The organism is Arthrobacter sp. BG5 (assembly GCF_056680155.1).
Map to the genome: position 1 here is coordinate 581160 of NZ_CM155268.1, position 21032 is coordinate 602191.

Here is a 21032-nt window from a genome sequence, read left to right on the forward strand (position 1 = left end):
CGGGGATGGGTGGGGTTGCTGCACCCCGCCAGCCTAGGCGGCCCCACGGACGTCGGGGCGGTTGTCCACAGTGTGCAGGACAAGTCAAGCACCCGGGTCCGCGGCTGCCGGCGGATCAGCGACGTGCATTCAGCTGGAGTGAAGTGCACTCAGCGTCGTGCAGTTACTGCTCCTTGGTGACCCGACGGAGGTCCTCCTCGGCGAGATTCAGCAGCGCTTCCAGCTGGCTGACCCGCGCGTCGTCGATCTCGCCGGCCTCGCGTTTGGCGCGGGCGTCGTCGAGGAGGCGCTTGGCTTCCTTGGCGTTCCGCCGGGCGACGTCGAGGGCATGTTCCAGGGTGGTTTCGTGCTCCACAGCCGAGTTCTGTTCCATGGCTCCATTGTGGTGCCCTTTCCCGGCCGATTCCAGAGACCCGGCCGGGAAAGGTCGCCAGTGAAGGGCTACCCGACCTCGACCGGCAGCCCGGCAGCCTCGAGGGTCGCGGCAGCGTCCTTGGCCGGGAACGACGGCGGGTTCACGCCGGCCATTTCCTCCATCACGCGGACCACCTGGCAGCTGTAACCGAATTCGTTGTCGTACCAGACATAGAGGACAAGGTTTTTGTCGTTGCTGATGGTGGCCAGTCCGTCGACAATGCCTGCGCGGCGCGAACCCACGAAGTCGGTGGAGACAACCTCGGGCGAATCGATGTAGTCCACCTGCTTGCGCAGTTCCGAGTGCAGCGACATCTCCCGCAGGTAATCGTTGACCTCGTCCTTGGTGGTGCCGTTTTCCAGGCTCAGGTTCAGGATGGCCAGGGACACGTCCGGGGTGGGGACGCGGATGGAGCTGCCGGTCAGTTTACCGAGGAGCTCGGGCAGCGCCTTGGCGACGGCCTTGGCGGCTCCGGTTTCGGTGATGACCATGTTCAACGCGGCGGAGCGGCCGCGGCGGTCACCCTTGTGGAAGTTGTCGATCAGGTTCTGGTCGTTGGTGAAGGAGTGCACCGTCTCGACGTGGCCGTGCACGACTCCGTAGCGGTCGTTGATGGCCTTCAGGACCGGCGTGATGGCGTTGGTGGTGCAGGATGCCGCGGAGACGATCTTGTCCGAGTCCGTGATGCTTGCGTGGTTGATGCCGTGCACGATGTTCTTCAGCTCGCCCTTGCCCGGGGCGGTCAGGAGCACGCGGGAGACACCCTTGCTCTGCAGGTGCTGGGAGAGGCCTTCGGCGTCGCGCCAGCGGCCGGTGTTGTCCACGACCAGGGCGTCGTGGATGCCGTAGGCGGTGTAGTCCACCGTGGCCGGGTTGTCCGAGTAGATGACCTGGATCTGGACGCCGTTGGCGGTGATGGTGTCGTTCTCGAGGTCCACCTTGATGGTGCCTTCGAAGGAGCCGTGCACCGAGTCGCGGCGCAGCAGGCTGGCGCGTTTGGTGAGGTCGTTGTCCGAGCCGCGGCGCACCACGATCGCGCGCAGCCGCAGGCCGTGGCCGCCGCCGGCCTTCTCGATCAGGAGGCGGGCCAGGAGCCGGCCGATGCGGCCGAAGCCGTAGAGGACGACGTCGGTGCTGGTGCGGTCGTCGCCGCCGCGCTTGCCGACAACTTCGGCCAGTTCTTCGCGCAGGAAGTCATCCAGGCTGAGGCCCTCGCCTTCTGCACGGTACTTCTCTGTCAGCCGGGCAATGTCGATGGCCGCCGCGCCGAGATCCAGCTTGGTGAGCGCGTCCAGCAGGGGTGCGGTCTCTTCGAGGCGCAGCTCTTCCTTGCTCATCCGGCGGGCGAAGCGGTGCGCCTTGAGGATGTTCATGGTGGACTTGTTGATCAGGCTCCGGCCGTGGATTGACGTCACCACATTGTTTTCGCGGTACAGCCGGCCGATCACCGGGATCATGGCCTCGGCGAGCGCCTCCCGGCCCATCCACGTATCAAGACAAGAATCTGACGTCTGGCTCACAGAACTACCTTCCTAAAATCCACCACATACGTCCTCGTATGCGGAAGTCGGTTCCCGGCGGATCTCCGGAACCTGGACGCGGCGGGGATTCGGTCCACCCCGGGCGCCTGCATGGAGCGCAAAGAAAAAGCCACCGGCTGCGAACGCAGACCCGGTGGCAGAACATCTACGTTCGCTATCCAGTCTAAAGCGGCGGGCCGGTCCCCGGGGGTCCGGGACGGCGTGAAATCACTCACACGCGGCCAGGGCGCCCGATGTCGTAGGATGTCCGGATGGGACTCATCGTTGCACTACTTGTCATCTGGCTCATTCTTTCGATCCTCGGCTTCGTCGTGAAGGGCCTGCTGTGGCTGGCCGTCATCGGCCTGGTCCTGTTTGTCGCGACGGCGGCATGGGGCTGGGTGAAGCGGAAGGCCAAGGCCTGATCCGAAACCTACGTCTTAAACGCGGGGGCTGGCACCACACGGTGCCGGCCCCTTTTGTGTGAGTGGATGGGTTGACCGATACGCCGGGTTCTGTGTTCCCGCGCTGTTGCCGGCGCGGGAGTAGCGGCCATCCATCTACGGACGCCGTTGCCGACGCCCTGCAGCGGCCTACCCGGACACTCGGGCGGGCAGCCCTCAAACGTGTCCTGTCTGGCCTTGCTCCGGGTGGGGTTTACCTAGCCTCCCCGGTCACCCGGGAAGCTGGTGGTCTCTTACACCGCCGTTTCACCCTTACCTGCTCCCCTGAACGTGCAAGCACGTCCCTGAGGCAGGCGGTCTATTCTCTGTGGCACTGGCCTGCGGGTTACCCCGAGTGGGCGTTACCCACCACCCTGCCCTGCGGAGCCCGGACGTTCCTCGAGCCACTTGCGTGACGCGCGGCCGCCTGGTCAACCCATCCGCTGACCATTCTACGGTCTCCCCCGGCAGCCGGGGCACCGGCGCCTTTTTGGCCCGACGGTGGGAGAATGAAACCAGCAACCCCGCCACGCAAGGAAGCGATTCGGATGGATTTCACCGCCGTCGTCATTTGGCTGCTCATCGCGGCCCTGCTCCTCATTGTGGCCCGGATGTCGATCCGGATTGTGCGCCAGTATGAGCAGGGCGTGCTGTTCCGGCTGGGCCGGGTGATCGGCGTCCGGATGCCCGGCCTGCGCTTCATCATCCCCGTGATCGACCGGCTGCAGCTGGTCAGCCTGCGGATCGTGACCATGCCGATCCAGTCGCAGGGCATCATCACCCAGGACAACGTCAGCGTGGATATCTCAGCGGTGGCCTACTACCGGGTGGTCGACGCCGTGAAGTCGGTCGTGGCGATCGAAAACGTGGCCGCCGCGATCAACCAGATCGCGCAGACCACGCTGCGGAAAGTGGTCGGCCGGCACAGCCTGGACCAGACCCTGTCCGAGACGGAACGCATCAACAGCGATATCCGCGAAATCCTCGACGCCCTCACATTGGAGTGGGGCGTCGAGGTTACGCTCGTGGAGCTCAAGGACATCCAGCTGCCCGACAGCATGAAGCGTGCCATGGCCCGGCAGGCCGAGGCCGAGCGGGAGAAGCGGGCCAAGATCATCGCCGCCGAGGGCGAGTCGATCGCAGCGGCTGCGCTCGGTGAGGCTTCTGACATCATGATGGCGCACCCGCTGGCCCTGCAGCTGCGGAACCTGCAGTCCCTCGTCGAGATTGCGGTGGACAAGAATTCGACCGTGGTCTTCCCGGCGCCGCTGATGAGCACCATTGGGGAGCTGTCCGCGTTCCTGGCCCGGGAGACCCAGGCCGCGGCGGCAACATCCCAAGCGGTAGCGGCCCAGCCGCAGCCCGCCGTTCCGGCACCCGTGGCACCCTCATCCATTCAGGCGGCTTAGTCCGGGCACCGGCGCCAGCCCGGCGTCCGGCGCCGCGCGGCAGGAGCCGCCGGCCCGCCGGTAGGATCGTACGGTGCTGATTCTGCTGCCGCCATCCGAAGGCAAGACCCCCGCGACCGGCGGCGACGCCGTCGACCCGGCATCGCTCAGCTTTCCAGGCCTCAACACCTACCGCGCAAAGGTGCTCGAAGCGCTCGGCACCGTCAGCGCCCACGAGGACGCCCTGGCGCTGCTCGGCGTCGGCGCCTCGCTGAAGGCCGACGTGGAGCGCAACACGCGCCTGCACGCCGAGCCTGCCGCGCCCGCCAACCAGGTGTATTCCGGTGTGCTGTACGACGCCCTGGGCTACCGTTCGCTGAATCCGGCGCAGCGGAAGAAGGCCGACGCGTCTGTGCTGGTGATCTCCGCCCTCTGGGGTGCCATCCGGTTCGCGGACCGGGTACCCGCGTACCGGCTGTCGATGGGCACGGCCCTGCCCGACGTCGGACGGCTGGCCTCCTTCTGGAAACCGCAACTGACCGCTGCCCTGGCCGCCGAAACGGCGGGCGAGCTGCTGGTTGATTGCCGCTCCAGCACCTACGCCGCGGCCTGGGCTCCGCCGCCGGAACAGACCGTGGCGGTGAATGTCTTCACCGAGGTCAACGGGGTACGCAAGGTGGTGAGCCACTTCGCCAAGCACACCCGCGGCGAGCTGGCCCGGCACCTGCTGACCCGGCGCGGCAAGGCCCCGCAGACCCCGGCGCAGCTACGGCAGGCCGCCGCGGAGAAGTGGGCCGCAGAGCTGGTGGAGGGCACGGCGCGGAAGCCGCACACCCTCAACCTCCTCCTGCCCAACTAGCTGGGAGGAGGGTGGCTAGGCCCACTCGGCGGAGCGGACCAGGATGCAGCCGGAGTCGGGGCAAAAGACGATGTCGTCCTCGGCGGCGGCCTTGATCTCGGCGAGGTCGCCGGGGCTCAGCTGCATGCCGGAACCCTCGGAGGTGCCGTGGAAGAGCCGGGCCGCGCCGACGCCGCGCTTGGCAAGCGTCTTCTCGTAGACGGCGAGCATGCCCGCGTCCAGTCCCTCGGCGAACTCGGCACGCTGGCCGCGCACTACGGTCATCTCGGCGGCCACTTCGGCCAGCTGTTCGTCCAGTTCGGCGCGGATGGTGCCGAAGGAGCCCTGGATGTCGTCAACGATCTGCTGCTGCGTGGCCTGGCGCAGGCGCAGCGAGTCCAGCCGTTCCAGGACCTCAAGCTCCACGTCTTCCAGGTCCGAGCGGCGCTTGTTCAGGGACGCGATGTCACGCTGCAGGGCCACGAGGTCCTTGGACAGACCGGTGCCGCTGTTGAGCTTGGCCTCGTCGCGTTCGATCCGGGAGGCGACCTGCTCGACGTCGGCCTCGGCGCGTTTGAGTTCGAGCTCGGCGTCGTGCACCGCCACCTTCGCGGCCCCGAGTTCGCCGTTGGCGACGCTGAGGGCAGCCTCCAGGTCGGTGATCCGGGAGTCGCTTTCAAGGCCGCGGCGGCGGTTGGACAGGGACTTGAGCCTGGCATCGAGTCCCTGCAATTCGAGCAACTTCAACTGTTCCGCCGGTGCTGCCTTGGCCACTATTTCCTCCGCTTTGTTCACTTACCGGCTTAGGCCGGGCACCGTACCGGCGCTCCCTAGACTCTAGCGCCTAGCGTGCTCCCCGGCCTCGCTACGCCCACCCGGAGCCCCTCCCCGCACGCCGGGCTTAGCCCGGAGTCAGAATGAAGTCCCAGGGGTCGCTGTTGGTACTGCTGACCCGGATCTCGATGTCGTGCCCTTGGTCGGTCAGCACATTTCCCAGGGCCTCGGCGGCCGCCGGCAGCCACAGCCACTCGCTGGCGAAGTGCGAGACGTCGATCAGGTAGGGCCGGTCATTGACGGCGGCCTCGCGCGCCTCCGACGCCGGATGGTGGCGCAGGTCCGCGGTGAGGTAGACGTCGGCGTTGCTCGCGCGGACCTCGTTGAAGAGTGAATCGCCGGCGCCGCCGCACAGCGCCACCCGGCGCACCAGGCCGTCCCGGTCGCCGGACACCCGGACACCGCCGGCCACGGACGGCAGGATGCCGAACACCCGCGCGGCGAAGTCACCCAGCGTCTGGACGTCGGCGAGGTCGCCGACCCGGCCGATGCCCTCCTCCGGAAGGCCGTTCGCGGCCGGCGTCAACGGCACCACGTCCTGCAGGCCTAGCGCGTCGGCCAGCACATCGGAAACGCCGCCGACGGCGGAATCACCGTTGGTGTGCACCGTCAGCAGGGCGGTCCCGGACTCGATCAGACGGTGCACGGCCTTGCCCTTGGGCGTGTTGGCCGCGACGGAGGTGACGCCCTTGAGCAGCAGGGGGTGGTGGGTGATCAGCAGTTCGGCGCCCCAGGCGACGGCTTCCTCGATGACCTCGAGGGTGGGGTCGACGGCGAAGAGGATCCTGTGCACCTCGGCGGACGGGTGCCCCGCCACGAGGCCCACCTCGTCCCACCCCTCCGCCAGCGATTCGGGCCAGAGCTCCTCGACGGCCAGCAGGATCATGCCCAGCGTGGCGGCTTCGCCGGGGACGTCGGCTTCGGCGGGCTGTTCTGAAACGTCGGTGTTCGCAGCTTCCATACCCTTATTTTTACCCTATCCGCGGCCCCGGCCACCGTGCCGGGAGTCCCGGATGCGCGTTGAATGCCGGCTTCGGGAATGATCCGGGGCGTTCGTCCATTGAACAGGACATGAGAACTTTCGTCCTCGGCGGGGGCTGCTTTTGGTGCCTCGACGCCGTCTACCAGAAGACCAAGGGTGTCAGCTCCGTCGTTTCGGGCTACACCGGCGGCCATGACCGCAACCCCGACTACTACTCCGTGTGCTCCGGAACCACCGGGCACGCCGAGGTGGTGGCGGTGACGTTCGACGAGGAGGTGATCCCGGCCGACGTCATCCTGGACATGTTCTTCGCCCTGCACGATCCCACCACGCTGAACCGCCAGGGCTACGACGTCGGCACCCAGTACCGCTCGTCGATGTTCTACGAGACCACCGAAGAAAAGATCCTCTTCGAGGAAGCGATCGACCGGAACCAGGGGTTGTGGGCGCAGCCGATCGTCACCGAGGTGAGCCGGCTGCCGGTCTTCCACGTGGCGGAGGATTTCCACCAGGACTACTACGCGAAATACCCCGAGCAGGGCTACTGCCAAGTGATCATCAACCCGAAGCTGGCGAAGGCCAGGAAATATTACTCTGCATGGCTTAATGCTTAGCTAGGGCCTGAGCGCCATCGTTAGGCTGACCTTAGAATTCCCTCTTCACAGATAGGCACATATACCCATGGCACGGATCTATGACGATGTTACCCAGCTGGTCGGCGGCACGCCGCTGGTCCGCCTCAACCGGCTGAGCGAAGGCCTGGACGCCACGGTGGCGGTCAAGCTGGAGTTCTACAACCCGGCCAACAGCGTCAAGGACCGGATCGGCGTCGCCATCATCGATGCCGCGGAGAAGTCCGGTGCCCTTAAGCCCGGCGGCACCATCGTCGAGGGAACCTCCGGCAACACCGGCATCGCCCTGGCCATGGTCGGCGCCGCCCGCGGTTACAAGGTCATCCTCACCATGCCGGAGACCATGTCCACGGAACGCCGCGTGATGCTCCGCGCCTACGGTGCCGAAATTGTGCTGACCCCCGGTTCCGAAGGCATGCGCGGCGCCGTGGAGAAGGCCCAGGAGATCGTCGCCAACACGGAGAACTCCATCTGGGCCCAGCAGTTCGCCAACGAGGCCAACCCCGAGGTGCACCGCCGGACCACGGCCGAGGAAATCTGGACCGACACCGACGGCAAGGTGGACATCTTCGTCGCCGGCGTCGGCACCGGCGGAACCGTCACCGGCGTCGGCCAGGTGCTCAAGGAGCGCAAGCCCGACGTGCAGATCGTCGCCGTCGAGCCCAAGGACTCCCCCATCCTCAACGGCGGCAACGCCGGCCCGCACAAGATCCAGGGCCTCGGCGCGAACTTCGTGCCGGACATCCTGGACACCAACGTCTACGACGAGGTCCTCGACGCCACCCTGGAGGACTCCGTGCGCGTGGCACGCGACCTCGGCGTGAAGGAAGGCATCCTCGGCGGCATCTCTTCCGGCGCGATCGTCTGGGCGGCCCTGGAGCTCGCCAAGCGGCCGGAGAACGCCGGTAAGCTGATTGTTGCCATCGTCTGCGACTTCGGGGAGCGCTACATCTCCACCGTGCTGTACGACGACATCCGCGGCTGATTCCGGCCCGCCACAATTTCGTAGAAAGGTCTTTGTGAGCTTCTTCGCAAGGCTGAAGGAAGACCTCGACGCCGCCAGGTCCCACGATCCGGCGGCGCGGGGTTCTTTCGAAAACTTCTTTGCCTACTCCGGCCTGCACGCGATCTGGGCGCACCGCCTGACGCACCGGCTGTGGCAGAACCCGTCGCTGCGCTTTCCGGCGCGGCTGATCTCCCAGCTGGCCCGTTTCCTGACCGGCATCGAGATCCACCCCGGCGCCACGATCGGCCGCCGCTTCTTCATTGACCACGGCATGGGCGTAGTGATCGGCGAGACCGCCGAGATCGGCGAGGACGTCATGATCTACCACGGCGTCACGCTGGGCGGCCGTTCGCTCGCCAAGATCAAGCGGCACCCCACCATCGAGGACCGTGTGGTCATCGGCGCCGGCGCCAAGGTCCTGGGCCCCATCACCATCGGCCGGGACAGCGCCATCGGCGCCAACGCCGTCGTGGTCAAGGACGCGCCGGCCGAGTCGATCCTGACCGGCGTGCCGGCCACCTGGCGGCACCGCGACGCCCAGCGCGAGACCAAGCCCGCCGTCGACCCGGCCGAGTACCTGATCGAATACCGGATCTAAGGCACGCAGTTATAAGACAGCGGCCGGCGCCCCCAAAGCGGGGGCGCCGGCCGCTGTCGCTTAACCGATACCGGTCCGGACTAGTGCGTGTCCACCGCGGCGATTTCGGACTTGTCCTCGCCCCAGAGGGTGTGGAAGGTGCCCTCGGTGTCGATGCGGCCGTAGGTGTGCGCACCGAAGAGGTCACGCTGGCCCTGGATCACGGCGGCCGGCAGGCGCTTGCGGCGCAGGCCGTCATAGTAGGCGAGCGAGGAGGAGAACACCGGCACCGGGATGCCGAGCTGCACGGCGGTGGCCACCACGCGGCGCCACGCCGGCAGGACGTCGGCGATCGCCTTGGTGAAGGCCGGGGCGAACAGCAGGTTCGCGGGCTTCTCCGCCGCGGCGTAGGCCTTGGTGATTTCCTTGAGCAGCTCGGCGCGGATGATGCACCCGCCGCGCCACAGCGAAGCGATCTCGTCCAGCTTGAGGTCCCAGCCGTATTCCTTGGCGGCGGAGGTGAGCATGTCCAGGCCCTGCGCGTAGGAAACCAGCTTGGACGCGTACAGCGCCTGCCGGACGTCCTCGACGAAGGTTTCGGGGACCTCGACGGCGGCCTCGCCGCCGGCGAGCAGCTCCTGGGCCAGCTTGCGCTGCTCCGCCTGGGAGGACAGCGCCCGGGCGAACACGGATTCGGCGATGCCCGAGGTCGGGGAACCGAGTTCGAGGGCGGAGATGACCGTCCAGCGGCCGGTGCCCTTCTGGCCGGCGGCGTCCACGACGATGTCGACAAACGGTTTGCCGGTCTTGGCGTCAACGTGGCCGAGGACCTCGGCGGAGATCTCGATCAGGAAGGAGGCCAGCTCGCCCTTGTTCCATTCGGCGAAGATTTTGGACTGTTCGGCCGGCTCGATGCCGGCGCCGGAGCGGAGCAGGTCGAAGGCCTCGCCGATGACCTGCATGTCGGCGTATTCGATGCCGTTGTGCACCATCTTGACGAAGTGGCCGGCGCCGTCGGTGCCGATCCAGGCGCAGCAGGGCTGGCCGTCGACGTGCGCGGCGATCTTTTCCAGCAGCGGGCCGAGCGCCTTGTAGGACTCCTTGGAACCGCCGGGCATGATCGAGGGGCCGTTGAGGGCCCCTTCTTCGCCGCCGGAGACGCCGATGCCGACGAAGTGCAGGTCCTTTTCGGCGAGGGCGGCTTCGCGGCGGCGGGTGTCCTCGTAGTGCGAGTTGCCGGCGTCGATGATGATGTCGCCGGGCTCCAGCAGCGGTTCGAGCTGCTCAATCACGGAGTCCACCGGCTTGCCGGCCTTGACCATGATCAGCACGCGGCGCGGCTTCTCCAGTGAGTCAACGAGTTCCTGCAGCGTCTCGGTACGGACGAAGTCGCCGTCCTGGCCGTGCTTTTCGAGGAGCGCGTCGGTTTTCTCCACCGACCGGTTGTGCAAAGCAACGGTGAAGCCGTTACGGGCCAGGTTCCGGGCCAGGTTGGCCCCCATCACCGCAAGGCCGGTGACACCGATGTGTGCTGACATCAAAACTCCAATTCATTCTGTGCATCGAGTGCAATTCGTCCCGCACTTACTGCGGAACACGCTTCTTGGGATCAGTGGCTGTCAATAAACCATATGTATTTCCGCGGCCTGCCGGAAAGCAGCGCCCACGTGGCGGAATACGACGCGTCACAAACAGTCTATGATTTTCCGCGGCCACCGTGCCCGCAGCCGCGGGGATCGCGGTTGGCGCCATTATGCTTACGACTATGTCGACCAGCCTCCATCACCGCGCCATCGAGCATCTGGGCGCCCGCATCGTCGCCGGCGACCTCCCCGCCGGCCACGTCATGCTGGCCGAGCACCTCGAGGACGAGCTGAAAGTCTCCCGCTCGGTGGTCCGCGAGGCGGTCCGCGTCCTGCAGTCGCTGGGGCTGGTGGAGACGATCAAACGCGTCGGCATCCGGGTGCTCCCGGCCAGCCGGTGGAACCCCTTCGATCCGCTCGTGATCCGCTGGCGCCTGGCCGGCGAAGGCCGCGGCGCCCAGCTGCGCTCCCTGGCCGAGCTACGCACCGCGGTGGAGCCGGTGGCGGCGGAACTGGCGGCCGGCAACGCCCCGGACGACCTCCGCAGCGAACTGGTGGAAGTCTCGCACGCCATGCGGGAGGCCGGCGTGGCCGGCGACGTGCCGCGGTTCCTGGACCTGGACATCCGCTTCCATTCGCTGCTGCTGGCCGGCTCGGGCAACGAGATGTTCGCCAACATGGTGGGCCAGGTTGCCGAGACCCTGACCGGCCGCACGGTGCACGGCCTGATGCCGGACCATCCGAGGGCCTCCGCGCTGCAGTGGCACGTGGACGTGGCGGAGGCGATTGCGGCCGGCAACGGCGCGGCCGCCCGCGAGGCCTCCAGCAAGATCATGCGCGAGACGATCGCCGACATGGAGCCCAGCTGGAAAGACCAGCCCCGCGTCTTCGTCCCGGTCCAGCGCCGCTAGGGCTGCCGCGCCGGCGGACCCCGAATTAGTCCCGACGATGGCCAAATTCAACCGCTAGGCGTTTCACATTTGGACGCATTCACGGTATATTTCTTACAAGCCTTCCACCGCGGCATCCCCCAATAGTCGCGGTGGAAGGCTTTTCCATTGCCAGCAGGCTTTTCCATGTGGTCTTCACGCGGCGTCCGCCACGGCTTCCCGGAGCCGCCAGCCCCCGCCCAGGCCGTCCCGGATGATTTCCATTGTGGTCAGGGCCGATCCGGGGTTTTTGCCCAGCCGGGCCTGGACCTGCCACACCTCGACGTCGACCCGGCTCAGGCCCCTGGGCATCCGGCGCTCGGCCTCCCACCAGCTCACCCGCTCAAACCAGCGCACCGGCTCCGCGCCAACCACCCATTCGCGGCCGCTGCGGACCACCGCCAGCGGGTGCCCGTCCGGGCCGGTCTTCACCATCACATGTTCCATGCCCGGAACTGTACGGGCGGCCACCGACATCCTGGGCGGCCGTGAGGGCCGTAGAAAAAGGCGCAGCAAAAAACCCCGCCGCGGCTGGCGTTTAGGCCTGCCGCGACGGGGTTCTCTTTGGTGGGTCCTACCGGGATCGAACCGATGACATCCACGGTGTAAACGTGGCGCTCTACCAGCTGAGCTAAAGACCCAAGGTGTTGTTTCCGCACTTCAGTGCGTCAACCAACGAACAATGACTCTACCGGAAACGGCGGCGGAAACGCCAATCGTCCGCCGCTCCCGCCTGCGGCCTTCAGAGGCCCGGGAGTTCCGCGGCGAGCCAGGTCAGCGATTCGCTGACGCCCGCCTCCAGCTTGATCGTCGCCAGGTCGTCGCCGCGGGTCTGTCCCCGGTTGATGATGACCACGGGCTTGCCCTGCTTGGCCGCGTGCCGGACAAACCGCAGTCCGCTCATCACGGTCAGGGAGGACCCCACCACCAGCAGGGCCGCGGCGGCGTCCACCATGGCGTAGGAGCGTTCCACCCGGTCTTTGGGGACGTTTTCGCCGAAATAGACGAAGTCCGGTTTCAGTGTGCCGCCGCAGGCGGGACAGTTCGCGACGACGAAGCCTGCGATCAGGTCCGAATCCTCCACGGTCGCGTCGGCGTCGGGCGCCATTTCCACCACGCCGGCCGCGAGTGCTTCCGTCAGGAAGTCGGGGTTGAGCTCCTCCAGCACACCGGCCAGCAGCGAACGGCTGTAGCGGCGCTGGCAGGCCAGGCAGACCACCTGGTCGAACCGGCCGTGCAGGTCCACCACGTTGACGCTTCCGGCGTCCTCGTGCAGGCGGTCGACGTTCTGCGTGATCAGGCCGGTGAGGAGCCCGCGGTGCTCCAGGCGGGCGGCGGCCGCGTGGCCGTCATTGGGGTCGGCCCGGCGCAGATGCGACCAGCCGATGTGGTTCCGGGCCCAGTAGCGCCGGCGGTTTTCGGGTTCGCCGATGAATTCCTGGTAGGTCATCGGCGCTCGGGGGGCCGCTCCGGGGCCGCGGTAGTCCGGGATGCCCGAGTCCGTGCTGAGCCCCGCGCCGGTGAGCAGCGCAAACGGCTCCCCCGCGAGCACGCCGTGGATGTCCTGCAGGACCTCGAGGTCGCTCCGCGCCGGTTCGGCGGCAGAGACCGGCGGCAGACTGGCAAAACCAGTCATGCCTACCCCGGGCCGCCGCTGCCTCACGCTGTCTCCCCTGTCAGTTCCCTGCGAGGCCCGCCAGCGCGGCGCGGTACTCGGTAAAATCCCGGGCCTGGCCGCGGGGGTTCACGACGACGTAGCGTACCGTTCCGTGCGCGTCGATGATGAAGGTGCCGCGCTTGGCCATGCCGCTGTCGGGATCAAAAACGCCGTACCGCTGGGCCACGGCTCCGTGCGGCCAGAAGTCCGCGAGGAGGTCGAAGGAGTAGCCTTCCTTTTCCGCGTAGGCGCGCTGCGCGAACTTGCTGTCCACCGAGATCCCCAGCACGGCGGCGTCGGCGTCCTCGAAGAGCGCAAGGTTGTCGCGGATTTCGCAGAGCTCACCGGTGCAAATCCCGGAGAACGCGAACGGGAAGAACACGAGGACCACATTGCGTCCGCGCAGTTCCGAAAGCCGGACCGGCTCGCCAAACTGGTTGGCGAGCTCAAAGTCGGGGGCGGCCTCGCCGATGGCGGGCACGGCGGCCGGCAGCGTCAGCGTTTCCACGCCGGTTGGGGTCATTTGTTCTTCCGCGTGACCAGCCGGGTGGCGCTCCAGTCGCGGGAAACACCCGCGGACGTGGTGCAGTGCAGCCCGGCGGTGGGGGCGGCGTCCTGGATATCCGACGGGGACACGTAACCGTCCCGGCCGTTCTTCGGGGTCAGTACCCAGACCACCCCGCCCTCAGTCAAGGAGGTGAGCGAGTCGACGAGGGTGTCCACGAGGTCTCCGTCGCCGTCGCGCCACCAGAGAATGGCGGCGTCTACTACCTCGTGGTCGTCCTCATCGAAGAGTTCCGAGCCGGTGAGGTCCTCGATGTCGTCACGCAAGTCGAAGTCGACGTCGTCGTCATAACCGAATTCCTGAATCAGATCTCCATTTTTGAAACCCAATTTTTCCGCCACATTTACCGAAGTGGCGGCGTCGGCCTCGCTCACGTGTTACTCCTATGCTGTTGGTGCGTCTGCTGTTTGCATCTGCCGGTGTACTGCCTGGTGGTGCTAGTGATTTCCATTACTACAAGCCAACACCCTTTGAGCCTTTGCTTCAAGCTGCGGACCCCGCGATCCGCCATATTCTGCGTCACACCGGCCGTTCCGGGGATCCCGGAGGGGTCCCGCGTCACAGAACCAGTATGCCCGTGAAATACGGCGGCGGCCCCATGCGGCGGCTACGCATCCGCGGACTCACACGGCTAGAGTGGCTGATGACGACCATGCCTGCGCGGACATCCGCCCGCTGATACAGGCGGGCATGGTTGTGATTGGACCTAGCCCGGCGTACAGGACCGGGCTGCTGTTACCGATATGTCGCACACGTCGCGTTCACGCCAGGCAGTTACCCTGCCGGAGCTGAGGGTGCCGATGAATGCGCTCAAAGAGAGGTTGGACGTGGCTGCAGGAGAAGATACCTCCCATATCCTCAGCGGGTTGACTAACCAGCTGCCTGATCGTGATCCGGAAGAGACCGCCGAATGGCTGGAGTCCCTGGACACACTGATTCAGGAACAGGGCACCGAGCGTGCCCAGTACATCATGCGCAGCTTGCTCCAGCGGGCCGGCGCACAGAGCGTGGGCGTACCGATGGTGACCACCACGGACTACGTCAACACCATCCCGGTGGACCAGGAAGCGCCGTTCCCCGGCGATGAGGAGATCGAACGCAAGTACCGCGCATGGCTGCGCTGGAACGCTGCCGTGATGGTGCACCGCTCCCAGCGGCCCGAAATCGGCGTCGGCGGGCACATCTCCACCTACGCCGGCGCGGCGACCCTCTACGAGGTCGGCTTCAACCACTTCTTCCGCGGCAAGGACCACCCCGGCGGCGGCGACCAGGTCTTCTTCCAGGGCCACGCCTCCCCCGGCATGTACGCCCGCGCCTTCATGGAAGGCCGGCTGACCGAGGAGGACCTGGACGGCTTCCGCCAGGAGAAGTCCAAGGAGGGCCACGCCCTCTCCAGCTACCCGCACCCGCGGCTGATGCCGGAGTTCTGGGAGTTCCCCACCGTGTCGATGGGCATCGGCCCGATGAACGCCATCTACCAGGCGCAGTCGAACCGCTACCTGCACAACCGCGGCATCAAGGACACCTCCGACCAGCAGGTCTGGGCGTTCCTGGGCGACGGCGAAATGGACGAGCCGGAATCCCGCGGCCTGCTCCAGCTCGCCGCGAACGACAAGCTGGATAACCTCAACTTCGTCATCAACTGCAACCTGCAGCGCCTCGACGGCCCGGTCCGCGGCAACGGCAAGATCATGCAGGAGCTCGAAGCGTTCTTCCGCGGCGCCGGCTGGAACGTCATCAAGGTGGTCTGGGGCCGCGAGTGGGACAACCTGCTCGCCAAGGACGAAGACGGCTCGCTCGTGAAGATCATGAACGAGACCGTCGACGGCGACTACCAGACCTACAAGGCCGAATCCGGCGGATTCGTCCGCGAGCACTTCTTCGGCAAGACCCCGCAGACCAAGGACATGGTCGCGGACATGACGGACCAGGAGATCTGGAACCTCAAGCGCGGCGGCCACGACTACAACAAGGTCTACGCCGCGTACAAGGCCGCCACCGAGTTCAAGGGCAAGCCGACGGTCATCCTGGCCCACACGGTCAAGGGCTACGGCCTGGGCACCCACTTCGAGGGCCGCAACGCCACCCACCAGATGAAGAAGCTCACGCTTGCCGACCTGAAGGCCTTCCGCGACCACCTGCGCATCCCGATCACGGACGAGCAGCTCGAAGCGGACCCGTACCAGCCGCCGTACTACCACCCCGGCGCCGACGCCCCGGAGATCCAGTACCTGATGGAGCGCCGCCGCGCCCTCGGCGGGTTCGTCCCCGAACGCCGCTCCAAGCACACCGACGTCACCCTCCCGGGCGACAAGGCGTACGAGGTCGCCAACCGGGGCTCCGGCAAGCAGCAGGCCGCCACCACCATGGCGTTCGTCCGCCTGCTCAAGGACCTGATGCGGGACAAGGACTTCGGCTCCCGGATCGTGCCGATCATCCCCGATGAGGCACGCACCTTCGGTATGGACGCGTTCTTCCCGACGGCCAAGATCTACAACCCGAACGGCCAGAACTACCTGTCCGTGGACCGCGACCTCGTCCTGGCCTACAAGGAATCCATTGCCGGCCAGATCGTGCACGCGGGCATCAACGAGGCCGGTTCGGTCGCCGCCTTCACCGCCGCGGGCACCTCCTACGCCACGCACGGCGAACCGCTGATCCCGATCTACGTCTTCTACTCGATGTTCGGCTTCCAGCGCACCGGGGACTCCTTCTGGGCCGCCGCGGACCAGATGACCCGCGGGTTCATCATCGGCGCCACCGCCGGACGGACCACGCTGACCGGCGAAGGGCTGCAGCACGCTGACGGCCACTCCCCGATCCTCGCCTCGACCAACCCGGCCGTCGTCACCTACGACCCGGCCTACGGTTACGAGATCGGCGTCATCATGCGCGACGGCCTGAACCGGATGTACGGTCCCGGCCCCGCGGACAACGATCCGTCGCGGAACCTGATGTACTACATCACGGTGTACAACGAGCCGATCGTCCAGCCCCCGGCACCGGCCGAGCTCGACACCGAGGGCATCATCAAGGGCATCTACCTGCTGGCACCGGCCAAGATCGACGGCCCTCGCACGCAGATCCTGGCCTCCGGCGTGTCCGTCCCCTGGGCCCTTGAGGCCCAGCGGATCCTCGCCGAGGACTGGGGTGTTTCCGCCGATGTCTGGTCCGTGACCTCCTGGACCGAGCTGCGCCGCGACGCCATGGCCGCCGAGGAAGACGCCTTCCTCAACCCGGGCCAGCCCGCCCGCGTCCCGTTCGTCACCGAACAGCTCGCAGGCGCCACCGGACCGATCGTGGCGGTCTCGGACTACATGAAGGCCGTTCCGGACCAGATCCGGCAGTTCGTCCCGAACGAGTTCGCCTCGCTCGGTGCTGACGGTTTCGGCTTCTCGGACACCCGCGCCGCCGCGCGCCGCTTCTTCAAGAACGACATCCACTCGATCGTGGTCCGTTCGCTGCAGATGCTGGCCCGCCGCGGCGAGGTCGACGCCCAGGCCCCGGCCCAGGCTATCGAGAAGTACCGCCTGCTCAACGTCAACGCCGGCACCACCGGCAACGCGGGCGGCGAGTCCTGACCGAGCGCCGGTAACAGCAGCGCACAGCAGCGCCCGACGGCGGTTCCCACCTGGGTGGGGGCCGCCGTCGGGCGTTTAACCCCGCGGCCCGGCTCCGCACGGGGCCCGGCGCGCCCGCCGCGGCTGTGATGCAGCCCAAAGCGACTTGTAGCCTTTGCACAAATGGAGCTTGGACGACGCGCACCGTATGCTCGATGCATGGCAGAGCCCACCACCACTCCCGCAAAACGCAAACCGTCCGTGCGGGCGCTCACCCCGGAGAAGGCGGAGACGCTGAAGAAGCTCCGCGCCAGCGTGGGCCAGCTCTCCACCACCACGCTGCGCCAGCTGGAAAAGTCGCTGCCCTGGTACAGCCGGCTGAACTCCGACGAGCGCTCCGCCCTGGGCATGGTGGCGCAGAACGGCATCGCCGCCTTCGTCACCTGGTTCGAGCGGCCCAGCTCGCCCTCGTGGATCCTCTCCGATGTCTTCGGCACCGCCCCGACCGAACTCACCCGCTCGATCAGCCTGCAGAAAGCGCTGCAGCTGATCCGGATCGTGGTCGAGGTGGTCGAAGACCAGGTGCCGATCATCGCGCCCGAAGCGGATCAGTCCGCCCTGCGCGAGGCCGTGCTGCGCTACTCCCGCGAGGTGGCCTTCGCCGCGGCCGACGTCTACGCGCGCGCCGCAGAGACCCGCGGGTCCTGGGACACCCGGCTGGAGGCGCTCATTGTCGACGCGATCCTGCGCGGCGAGAACACCGACGCGCTGCGCTCCCGGATCGCCGCGCTGGGCTGGAAAGCACAGGAACGCTTCACCGTGATGGTGGGAAATTCCCCGTCCGAACCCAGCGCCAGCTACGTCAGCGAGCTGCGCCGCACCGCCGGGCGCTTCGCCGAGGACGCGCTCGTGGGCATCCAGGGCGACCGGCTGATCCTGATCCTGGGCGGCGTCCAGGACCGCGAAACGGCCTGCCAGAAGCTCAGTGAACTTTTCGCCCCCGGCCCGGTGGTCTACGGCGCCGAGGCCGGCTCGCTGCTGGAGGCCAGCAGCTCCGCCCAGTCCGCGTTCGCCGGCCTGACCGCCGCCCGGGCCTGGCCCTCCGCGCCGCGTCCCGTGGCGGCCGACGACCTGCTGCCCGAACGGGTGATCTCCGGTGACGACGCGGCCCGCCGCTCGCTGGTTAAGAACATCTACCGGCCCCTGGTCGCGGCGTCCAACGGCCTGGTTGAGACGCTCGGGACCTACCTGGAACTTGGCCATTCGCTTGAGGCGACGGCCCGCGAGCTCTTCGTCCACGCCAACACCGTCCGGTACCGGCTCAAGCGCGTCTGCGACGTCACGGGCTGGGATCCGCTGATCCCCCGCGAGGCGTTTGTGCTCCAGGCAGCGCTCGTGGTGGGCCGGCTTTCGGCCCCGCCCAGGCCCGCCCCGGAACGCCAGCCGTCGCGTAACAACTCCTGACCCGTTGTAGACTTCCTACAATCTGACCCAGTGAGCTTGGTGCATGAAAGTACCGATGAATCACGCGGCAATTTGGAAAGCTGGATACGTGCTTGCAATCGTTTGCCCTGGACAGGGCTCCCAGACCCCTGGTTTTCTGGCCCCCTGGCTGGAACTGCCACCCGTCGCAGGCCACCTGGCCTCCCTTAGCGAAATAGCAGGTATCGACCTCACCGCCCACGGAACCACCTCCGATGAGGAGACCATCAAGGACACCGCTGTCGCGCAGCCCCTGATTGTCGCCGCCGGACTCGTGGCCGCGAAGTCCCTGTTCGACGTCGAACTGGGCACCCTCCCGGTCATCCTCGCCGGACACTCGGTCGGCGAAATCACCGCCTCGGCTCTGGCCGGCGTCCTGACCGAGACCGAAGCCATGACCTTCGTGCGCGAACGCGCCAACGGCATGGCCGCCGCCGCCGCGGCCACCCCCACCGGCATGAGCGCCGTCGTGGGCGGGGAACCCGCGGAGGTCCTGGCCGCGATCGAGGCCTGCGGACTCACCCCGGCCAACGTCAACGGCGCCGGCCAGACCGTGGCCGCGGGCACCCTGGAACAGCTCAAGGCCCTCGCCGACAATCCGCCGGCCAAGGCCCGCGTGATCCCGCTGAAGGTCGCCGGCGCGTTCCACACCTCGCACATGTCCCCCGCCGTCGCCGCGCTGCAGGCCCTCAGGCCCTCGCTGCACCCGCGCAACCCGCAGGTTCCGCTGCTCTCCAACTTCGACGGCGCCGAGGTCACCGACGGCGCGGCCGCCGTCGACAGCCTGATCGCCCAGGTCTCCCGCCCGGTCCGCTGGGATCTGTGCATGGAGACCATGGTGAAGCGCGGTGTGACCGGCGTGATCGAACTGGCCCCGGCCGGGACGCTGGCCGGCCTGGCCAAACGCGGCATGCCCGGCGTGAAGACCGTCACCGTCAAGACCCCGGATGACCTTTCCGCCGCCTTGGCCCTATTCGCAGAACTGGAGGGAGGGGAATGAGCGCTCCTACTCTGAAGCAGGCTCCCCTGCAGGAAAACACCCGCGTGATGGGCGTCGGCGCGTACCGGCCCAGCGTCATCGTCACCAATGAGGATGTCTGCCAGTGGATCGATTCCTCGGATGAGTGGATCCGCCAGCGCACCGGCATCATCACGCGGCACCGGGCCCCGGCCGACGTCAGCGTCATCGACATGGCCGAGGGTGCGTCCCGCGAGGCCCTGCAGAAGGCCGGCATTGACGCCTCCGAACTGGGCGCCGTGATCGTCTCCACCGTAACCCACCCCTACGCGACGCCCTCCGCCGCGGCAAGCCTGGCCGACCGCCTCGGCGCCACCCCGGCGCCGGCGTTCGACATCTCCGCCGCCTGCGCCGGCTACTGCTACGGAATCGCCCAGGCCGACGCCCTGGTCCGCTCTGGCGCGGCCAAGTACGTGCTCGTCGTCGGCGCGGAGAAGCTCTCCGACGTCATCGACAACACCGAGCGCACCATCTCCTTCCTGCTCGGCGATGGCGCGGGCGCCGTCGTCGTCGGACCTTCCGACACTCCGGGCATCGGCCCGTCGGTGTGGGGATCGGACGGCAGCAAGTGGGACGCCATCGGCATGACCCACTCGATGCTGGACGTCCGGGACTTCGAAGCCGCCGGCAAGCGCGGCACCGCCCTCAGCGAGGGCGAGGCCGCGGTGACGGAAGCGGCCCTGTGGCCCACGCTGCGCCAGGACGGCCAGACGGTCTTCCGCTGGGCGGTCTGGGAAATGGCCAAGGTGGCCCAGCAGGCCCTCGATGCCGCGGGTATTCGCGCCGAGGACCTCGCGGCGTTCATCCCGCACCAGGCCAACATGCGGATCATCGACGAGATGGCCAAGAAGCTCAAGCTTCCGGAGACCGTCAAGGTCGCCCGGGATATCGCCGAAGCAGGCAACACCTCGGCAGCCTCCATCCCCCTCGCCACCCACCGCTTGCTGCAGGAAAATCCTGAACTGAGCGGCGGACTGGCCCTGCAGATCGGGTTCGGGGCCGGACTTGTCTTCGGCGCCCAGGTGATTGTGCTTCCGTAGGCGGCCACCGCACTTCCTGAGCCGTTGGTATCCCCAACAGCACTGAATCCCACACCAAGCCGAACCCTCGGTTTGAATCATTTCGCCAGAAGTTCCCGGAACAACCCCCGGACGCCGACGGCAATAACAAGAAAAGGAGCCATCAATGGCTAGCAACGAAGAGATCCTGGCCGGCCTGGCTGAAATCGTCAACGAAGAGACCGGCCTGGCCCCCGAGGCTGTCGAGCTGGACAAGTCCTTCACCGAGGACCTGGACATCGACTCCATCTCCATGATGACCATCGTGGTCAACGCCGAGGAAAAGTTCGGCGTACGCATCCCGGACGAAGAGGTCAAGAACCTCAAGACCGTCGGCGACGCCGTCAGCTTCATCGCCAACGCGCAGGCCTAATCTTCCGCCTGCACCTGGCCCGGCCGGCAACGGCCGCCCCGGTGTCCGGTCCGGGACGCTTCATCGGCGTCCCGGACCGGAACACCACCGCTGGACCCCCAAGTTTTCATGACCACCGAGTTTTCCCTACGCAGGCCCCGGCCGCCTTCACCAGGTTCCGGATACGGCAGGC

General features: G+C 67.2%; 21 protein-coding genes, 1 tRNA gene and 1 other RNA gene. 12 read left to right on the forward strand and 11 right to left on the reverse strand.

Features of this window, described 5'->3' with window-relative positions; translation table 11 throughout:
- Nucleotides 1-163: 163 nt before the first annotated feature.
- Both AC1MBE_RS02600 and AC1MBE_RS02605 read right to left on the reverse strand, forming a co-directional pair.
- Entirely contained in the window at nucleotides 164-373 is a 210-nt protein-coding gene (locus AC1MBE_RS02600) for a hypothetical protein (RefSeq protein WP_175320883.1), read from the reverse strand.
- A 68-nt stretch (nucleotides 374-441) separates the two neighbouring features.
- Nucleotides 442-1935 carry a glyceraldehyde-3-phosphate dehydrogenase gene (locus AC1MBE_RS02605; RefSeq protein ID WP_479780667.1) on the reverse strand — a complete coding sequence of 498 codons (1494 nt, stop codon included), beginning with the start codon at nucleotides 1933-1935 and terminating at the stop codon, nucleotides 442-444.
- A gap of 272 nt (nucleotides 1936-2207) precedes the next feature.
- Here AC1MBE_RS02605 and AC1MBE_RS02610 point away from each other — a divergent pair, with 272 nt between their 5' ends.
- The gene (locus AC1MBE_RS02610; protein WP_175320881.1) at nucleotides 2208-2360 is read left to right on the forward strand and encodes a hypothetical protein; all 153 of its coding nucleotides are present in this window, start codon (nucleotides 2208-2210) and stop codon (nucleotides 2358-2360) included.
- Between the two features lie 63 nt (nucleotides 2361-2423).
- On the opposite strand, the gene rnpB is transcribed toward AC1MBE_RS02610, so the two are convergent.
- Nucleotides 2424-2817: RNase P RNA component class A (gene rnpB, locus AC1MBE_RS02615), an RNA gene on the reverse strand.
- A gap of 109 nt (nucleotides 2818-2926) precedes the next feature.
- Here rnpB and AC1MBE_RS02620 point away from each other — a divergent pair.
- Both AC1MBE_RS02620 and AC1MBE_RS02625 read left to right on the forward strand, forming a co-directional pair.
- Complete coding sequence (locus AC1MBE_RS02620; protein ID WP_479780669.1) at nucleotides 2927-3787, forward strand: slipin family protein; 861 nt, start codon at nucleotides 2927-2929, stop codon at nucleotides 3785-3787.
- 73 nt (nucleotides 3788-3860) lie between these two features.
- Nucleotides 3861-4625, forward strand: a complete 765-nt coding sequence (locus tag AC1MBE_RS02625) for a YaaA family protein (protein WP_479780671.1) — start codon at nucleotides 3861-3863, stop codon at nucleotides 4623-4625.
- 15 nt (nucleotides 4626-4640) lie between these two features.
- On the opposite strand, the gene AC1MBE_RS02630 is transcribed toward AC1MBE_RS02625, so the two are convergent.
- Both AC1MBE_RS02630 and AC1MBE_RS02635 read right to left on the reverse strand, forming a co-directional pair.
- Nucleotides 4641-5378, reverse strand: a complete 738-nt coding sequence (locus AC1MBE_RS02630) for a zinc ribbon domain-containing protein (protein ID WP_479780673.1) — start codon at nucleotides 5376-5378, stop codon at nucleotides 4641-4643.
- A gap of 127 nt (nucleotides 5379-5505) precedes the next feature.
- On the reverse strand, nucleotides 5506-6399 hold the full coding sequence (locus AC1MBE_RS02635) for a Nif3-like dinuclear metal center hexameric protein (protein ID WP_479780675.1): 894 nt from the start codon (nucleotides 6397-6399) through the stop codon (nucleotides 5506-5508).
- A gap of 110 nt (nucleotides 6400-6509) precedes the next feature.
- Here AC1MBE_RS02635 and msrA point away from each other — a divergent pair, with 110 nt between their 5' ends.
- From msrA to epsC, 3 genes are all read left to right on the forward strand, one after another.
- On the forward strand, nucleotides 6510-7034 hold the full coding sequence (msrA, locus tag AC1MBE_RS02640; RefSeq protein ID WP_479780677.1) for a peptide-methionine (S)-S-oxide reductase MsrA: 525 nt from the start codon (nucleotides 6510-6512) through the stop codon (nucleotides 7032-7034).
- Between the two features lie 67 nt (nucleotides 7035-7101).
- Nucleotides 7102-8037 carry a cysteine synthase A gene (gene cysK, locus AC1MBE_RS02645; protein ID WP_479780679.1) on the forward strand — a complete coding sequence of 312 codons (936 nt, stop codon included), beginning with the start codon at nucleotides 7102-7104 and terminating at the stop codon, nucleotides 8035-8037.
- Nucleotides 8038-8071: 34 nt separating this feature from the next.
- Nucleotides 8072-8656 carry a serine O-acetyltransferase EpsC gene (epsC, locus tag AC1MBE_RS02650; protein ID WP_138769044.1) on the forward strand — a complete coding sequence of 195 codons (585 nt, stop codon included), beginning with the start codon at nucleotides 8072-8074 and terminating at the stop codon, nucleotides 8654-8656.
- Between the two features lie 80 nt (nucleotides 8657-8736).
- On the opposite strand, the gene gndA is transcribed toward epsC, so the two are convergent.
- Nucleotides 8737-10173: an NADP-dependent phosphogluconate dehydrogenase gene (gndA, locus tag AC1MBE_RS02655; RefSeq protein WP_479780682.1), complete on the reverse strand. Its 1437-nt coding sequence runs from the start codon at nucleotides 10171-10173 to the stop codon at nucleotides 8737-8739.
- A gap of 227 nt (nucleotides 10174-10400) precedes the next feature.
- Here gndA and AC1MBE_RS02660 point away from each other — a divergent pair, with 227 nt between their 5' ends.
- Nucleotides 10401-11129 carry a FadR/GntR family transcriptional regulator gene (locus tag AC1MBE_RS02660; protein WP_479780684.1) on the forward strand — a complete coding sequence of 243 codons (729 nt, stop codon included), beginning with the start codon at nucleotides 10401-10403 and terminating at the stop codon, nucleotides 11127-11129.
- Nucleotides 11130-11303: 174 nt separating this feature from the next.
- Here the strand turns inward: AC1MBE_RS02660 and AC1MBE_RS02665 are convergent, their stop codons facing one another.
- The 5 genes from AC1MBE_RS02665 to AC1MBE_RS02685 all read right to left on the reverse strand — a co-directional run bounded on the left by AC1MBE_RS02665 (nucleotide 11304) and on the right by AC1MBE_RS02685 (nucleotide 13743).
- The gene (locus AC1MBE_RS02665; protein ID WP_479780686.1) at nucleotides 11304-11594 is read right to left on the reverse strand and encodes a hypothetical protein; all 291 of its coding nucleotides are present in this window, start codon (nucleotides 11592-11594) and stop codon (nucleotides 11304-11306) included.
- Nucleotides 11595-11712: 118 nt separating this feature from the next.
- Nucleotides 11713-11788 (reverse strand) — tRNA-Val (locus AC1MBE_RS02670).
- A 101-nt stretch (nucleotides 11789-11889) separates the two neighbouring features.
- Nucleotides 11890-12783 (reverse strand): NAD-dependent protein deacetylase, encoded by an 894-nt coding sequence (locus AC1MBE_RS02675; protein ID WP_479780688.1) that lies wholly within the window; start codon nucleotides 12781-12783, stop codon nucleotides 11890-11892.
- Nucleotides 12784-12823: 40 nt separating this feature from the next.
- Nucleotides 12824-13327, reverse strand: a complete 504-nt coding sequence (locus AC1MBE_RS02680; RefSeq protein WP_479780690.1) for a peroxiredoxin — start codon at nucleotides 13325-13327, stop codon at nucleotides 12824-12826.
- Complete coding sequence (locus AC1MBE_RS02685; protein WP_346960829.1) at nucleotides 13324-13743, reverse strand: DUF3052 domain-containing protein; 420 nt, start codon at nucleotides 13741-13743, stop codon at nucleotides 13324-13326. Before AC1MBE_RS02685 ends, AC1MBE_RS02680 begins: the two co-directional genes overlap by 4 nt.
- Before the next feature lie 426 nt (nucleotides 13744-14169).
- On the opposite strand from AC1MBE_RS02685, the gene aceE reads away from it, so the two are divergent.
- The 5 genes from aceE (at nucleotide 14170) to AC1MBE_RS02710 (ending at nucleotide 20860) form a co-directional block, all read left to right on the forward strand.
- Entirely contained in the window at nucleotides 14170-16950 is a 2781-nt protein-coding gene (gene aceE / locus AC1MBE_RS02690; RefSeq protein ID WP_479780691.1) for a pyruvate dehydrogenase (acetyl-transferring), homodimeric type, read from the forward strand.
- A gap of 198 nt (nucleotides 16951-17148) precedes the next feature.
- Nucleotides 17149-18393, forward strand: coding sequence for a PucR family transcriptional regulator (locus AC1MBE_RS02695; RefSeq protein WP_479780693.1), 1245 nt, complete (start codon nucleotides 17149-17151; stop codon nucleotides 18391-18393).
- An 88-nt stretch (nucleotides 18394-18481) separates the two neighbouring features.
- Nucleotides 18482-19411 (forward strand): ACP S-malonyltransferase, encoded by a 930-nt coding sequence (locus AC1MBE_RS02700; protein WP_479780695.1) that lies wholly within the window; start codon nucleotides 18482-18484, stop codon nucleotides 19409-19411.
- The gene (locus AC1MBE_RS02705; RefSeq protein WP_479780697.1) at nucleotides 19408-20469 is read left to right on the forward strand and encodes a beta-ketoacyl-ACP synthase III; all 1062 of its coding nucleotides are present in this window, start codon (nucleotides 19408-19410) and stop codon (nucleotides 20467-20469) included. The genes AC1MBE_RS02700 and AC1MBE_RS02705 overlap by 4 nt, the downstream gene beginning before the upstream one ends.
- Nucleotides 20470-20614: 145 nt before the next feature.
- Nucleotides 20615-20860, forward strand: coding sequence for an acyl carrier protein (locus AC1MBE_RS02710; protein WP_175320862.1), 246 nt, complete (start codon nucleotides 20615-20617; stop codon nucleotides 20858-20860).
- Nucleotides 20861-21032 lie beyond the last annotated feature (172 nt).

What these genes read in the sequence shown, in the direction of transcription:
- msrA (WP_479780677.1), top strand. Translation starts at nt 6,510, where the DNA reads ATGAGAACTTTCGTCCTCGGCGGGGGCTGCTTTTGGTGCCTCGACGCC.
- AC1MBE_RS02710 (WP_175320862.1), top strand. Translation starts at nt 20,615, where the DNA reads ATGGCTAGCAACGAAGAGATCCTGGCCGGCCTGGCTGAAATCGTCAAC.
- cysK (WP_479780679.1), top strand. Translation starts at nt 7,102, where the DNA reads ATGGCACGGATCTATGACGATGTTACCCAGCTGGTCGGCGGCACGCCG.
- AC1MBE_RS02635 (WP_479780675.1), bottom strand. Translation starts at nt 6,399, where the DNA reads ATGGAAGCTGCGAACACCGACGTTTCAGAACAGCCCGCCGAAGCCGAC.
- AC1MBE_RS02665 (WP_479780686.1), bottom strand. Translation starts at nt 11,594, where the DNA reads ATGGAACATGTGATGGTGAAGACCGGCCCGGACGGGCACCCGCTGGCG.
- AC1MBE_RS02680 (WP_479780690.1), bottom strand. Translation starts at nt 13,327, where the DNA reads ATGACCCCAACCGGCGTGGAAACGCTGACGCTGCCGGCCGCCGTGCCC.
- aceE (WP_479780691.1), top strand. Translation starts at nt 14,170, where the DNA reads ATGAATGCGCTCAAAGAGAGGTTGGACGTGGCTGCAGGAGAAGATACC.
- AC1MBE_RS02660 (WP_479780684.1), top strand. Translation starts at nt 10,401, where the DNA reads ATGTCGACCAGCCTCCATCACCGCGCCATCGAGCATCTGGGCGCCCGC.
- AC1MBE_RS02675 (WP_479780688.1), bottom strand. Translation starts at nt 12,783, where the DNA reads ATGACTGGTTTTGCCAGTCTGCCGCCGGTCTCTGCCGCCGAACCGGCG.
- AC1MBE_RS02610 (WP_175320881.1), top strand. Translation starts at nt 2,208, where the DNA reads ATGGGACTCATCGTTGCACTACTTGTCATCTGGCTCATTCTTTCGATC.
- AC1MBE_RS02705 (WP_479780697.1), top strand. Translation starts at nt 19,408, where the DNA reads ATGAGCGCTCCTACTCTGAAGCAGGCTCCCCTGCAGGAAAACACCCGC.
- AC1MBE_RS02600 (WP_175320883.1), bottom strand. Translation starts at nt 373, where the DNA reads ATGGAACAGAACTCGGCTGTGGAGCACGAAACCACCCTGGAACATGCC.
- gndA (WP_479780682.1), bottom strand. Translation starts at nt 10,173, where the DNA reads ATGTCAGCACACATCGGTGTCACCGGCCTTGCGGTGATGGGGGCCAAC.
- AC1MBE_RS02695 (WP_479780693.1), top strand. Translation starts at nt 17,149, where the DNA reads ATGGCAGAGCCCACCACCACTCCCGCAAAACGCAAACCGTCCGTGCGG.
- AC1MBE_RS02620 (WP_479780669.1), top strand. Translation starts at nt 2,927, where the DNA reads ATGGATTTCACCGCCGTCGTCATTTGGCTGCTCATCGCGGCCCTGCTC.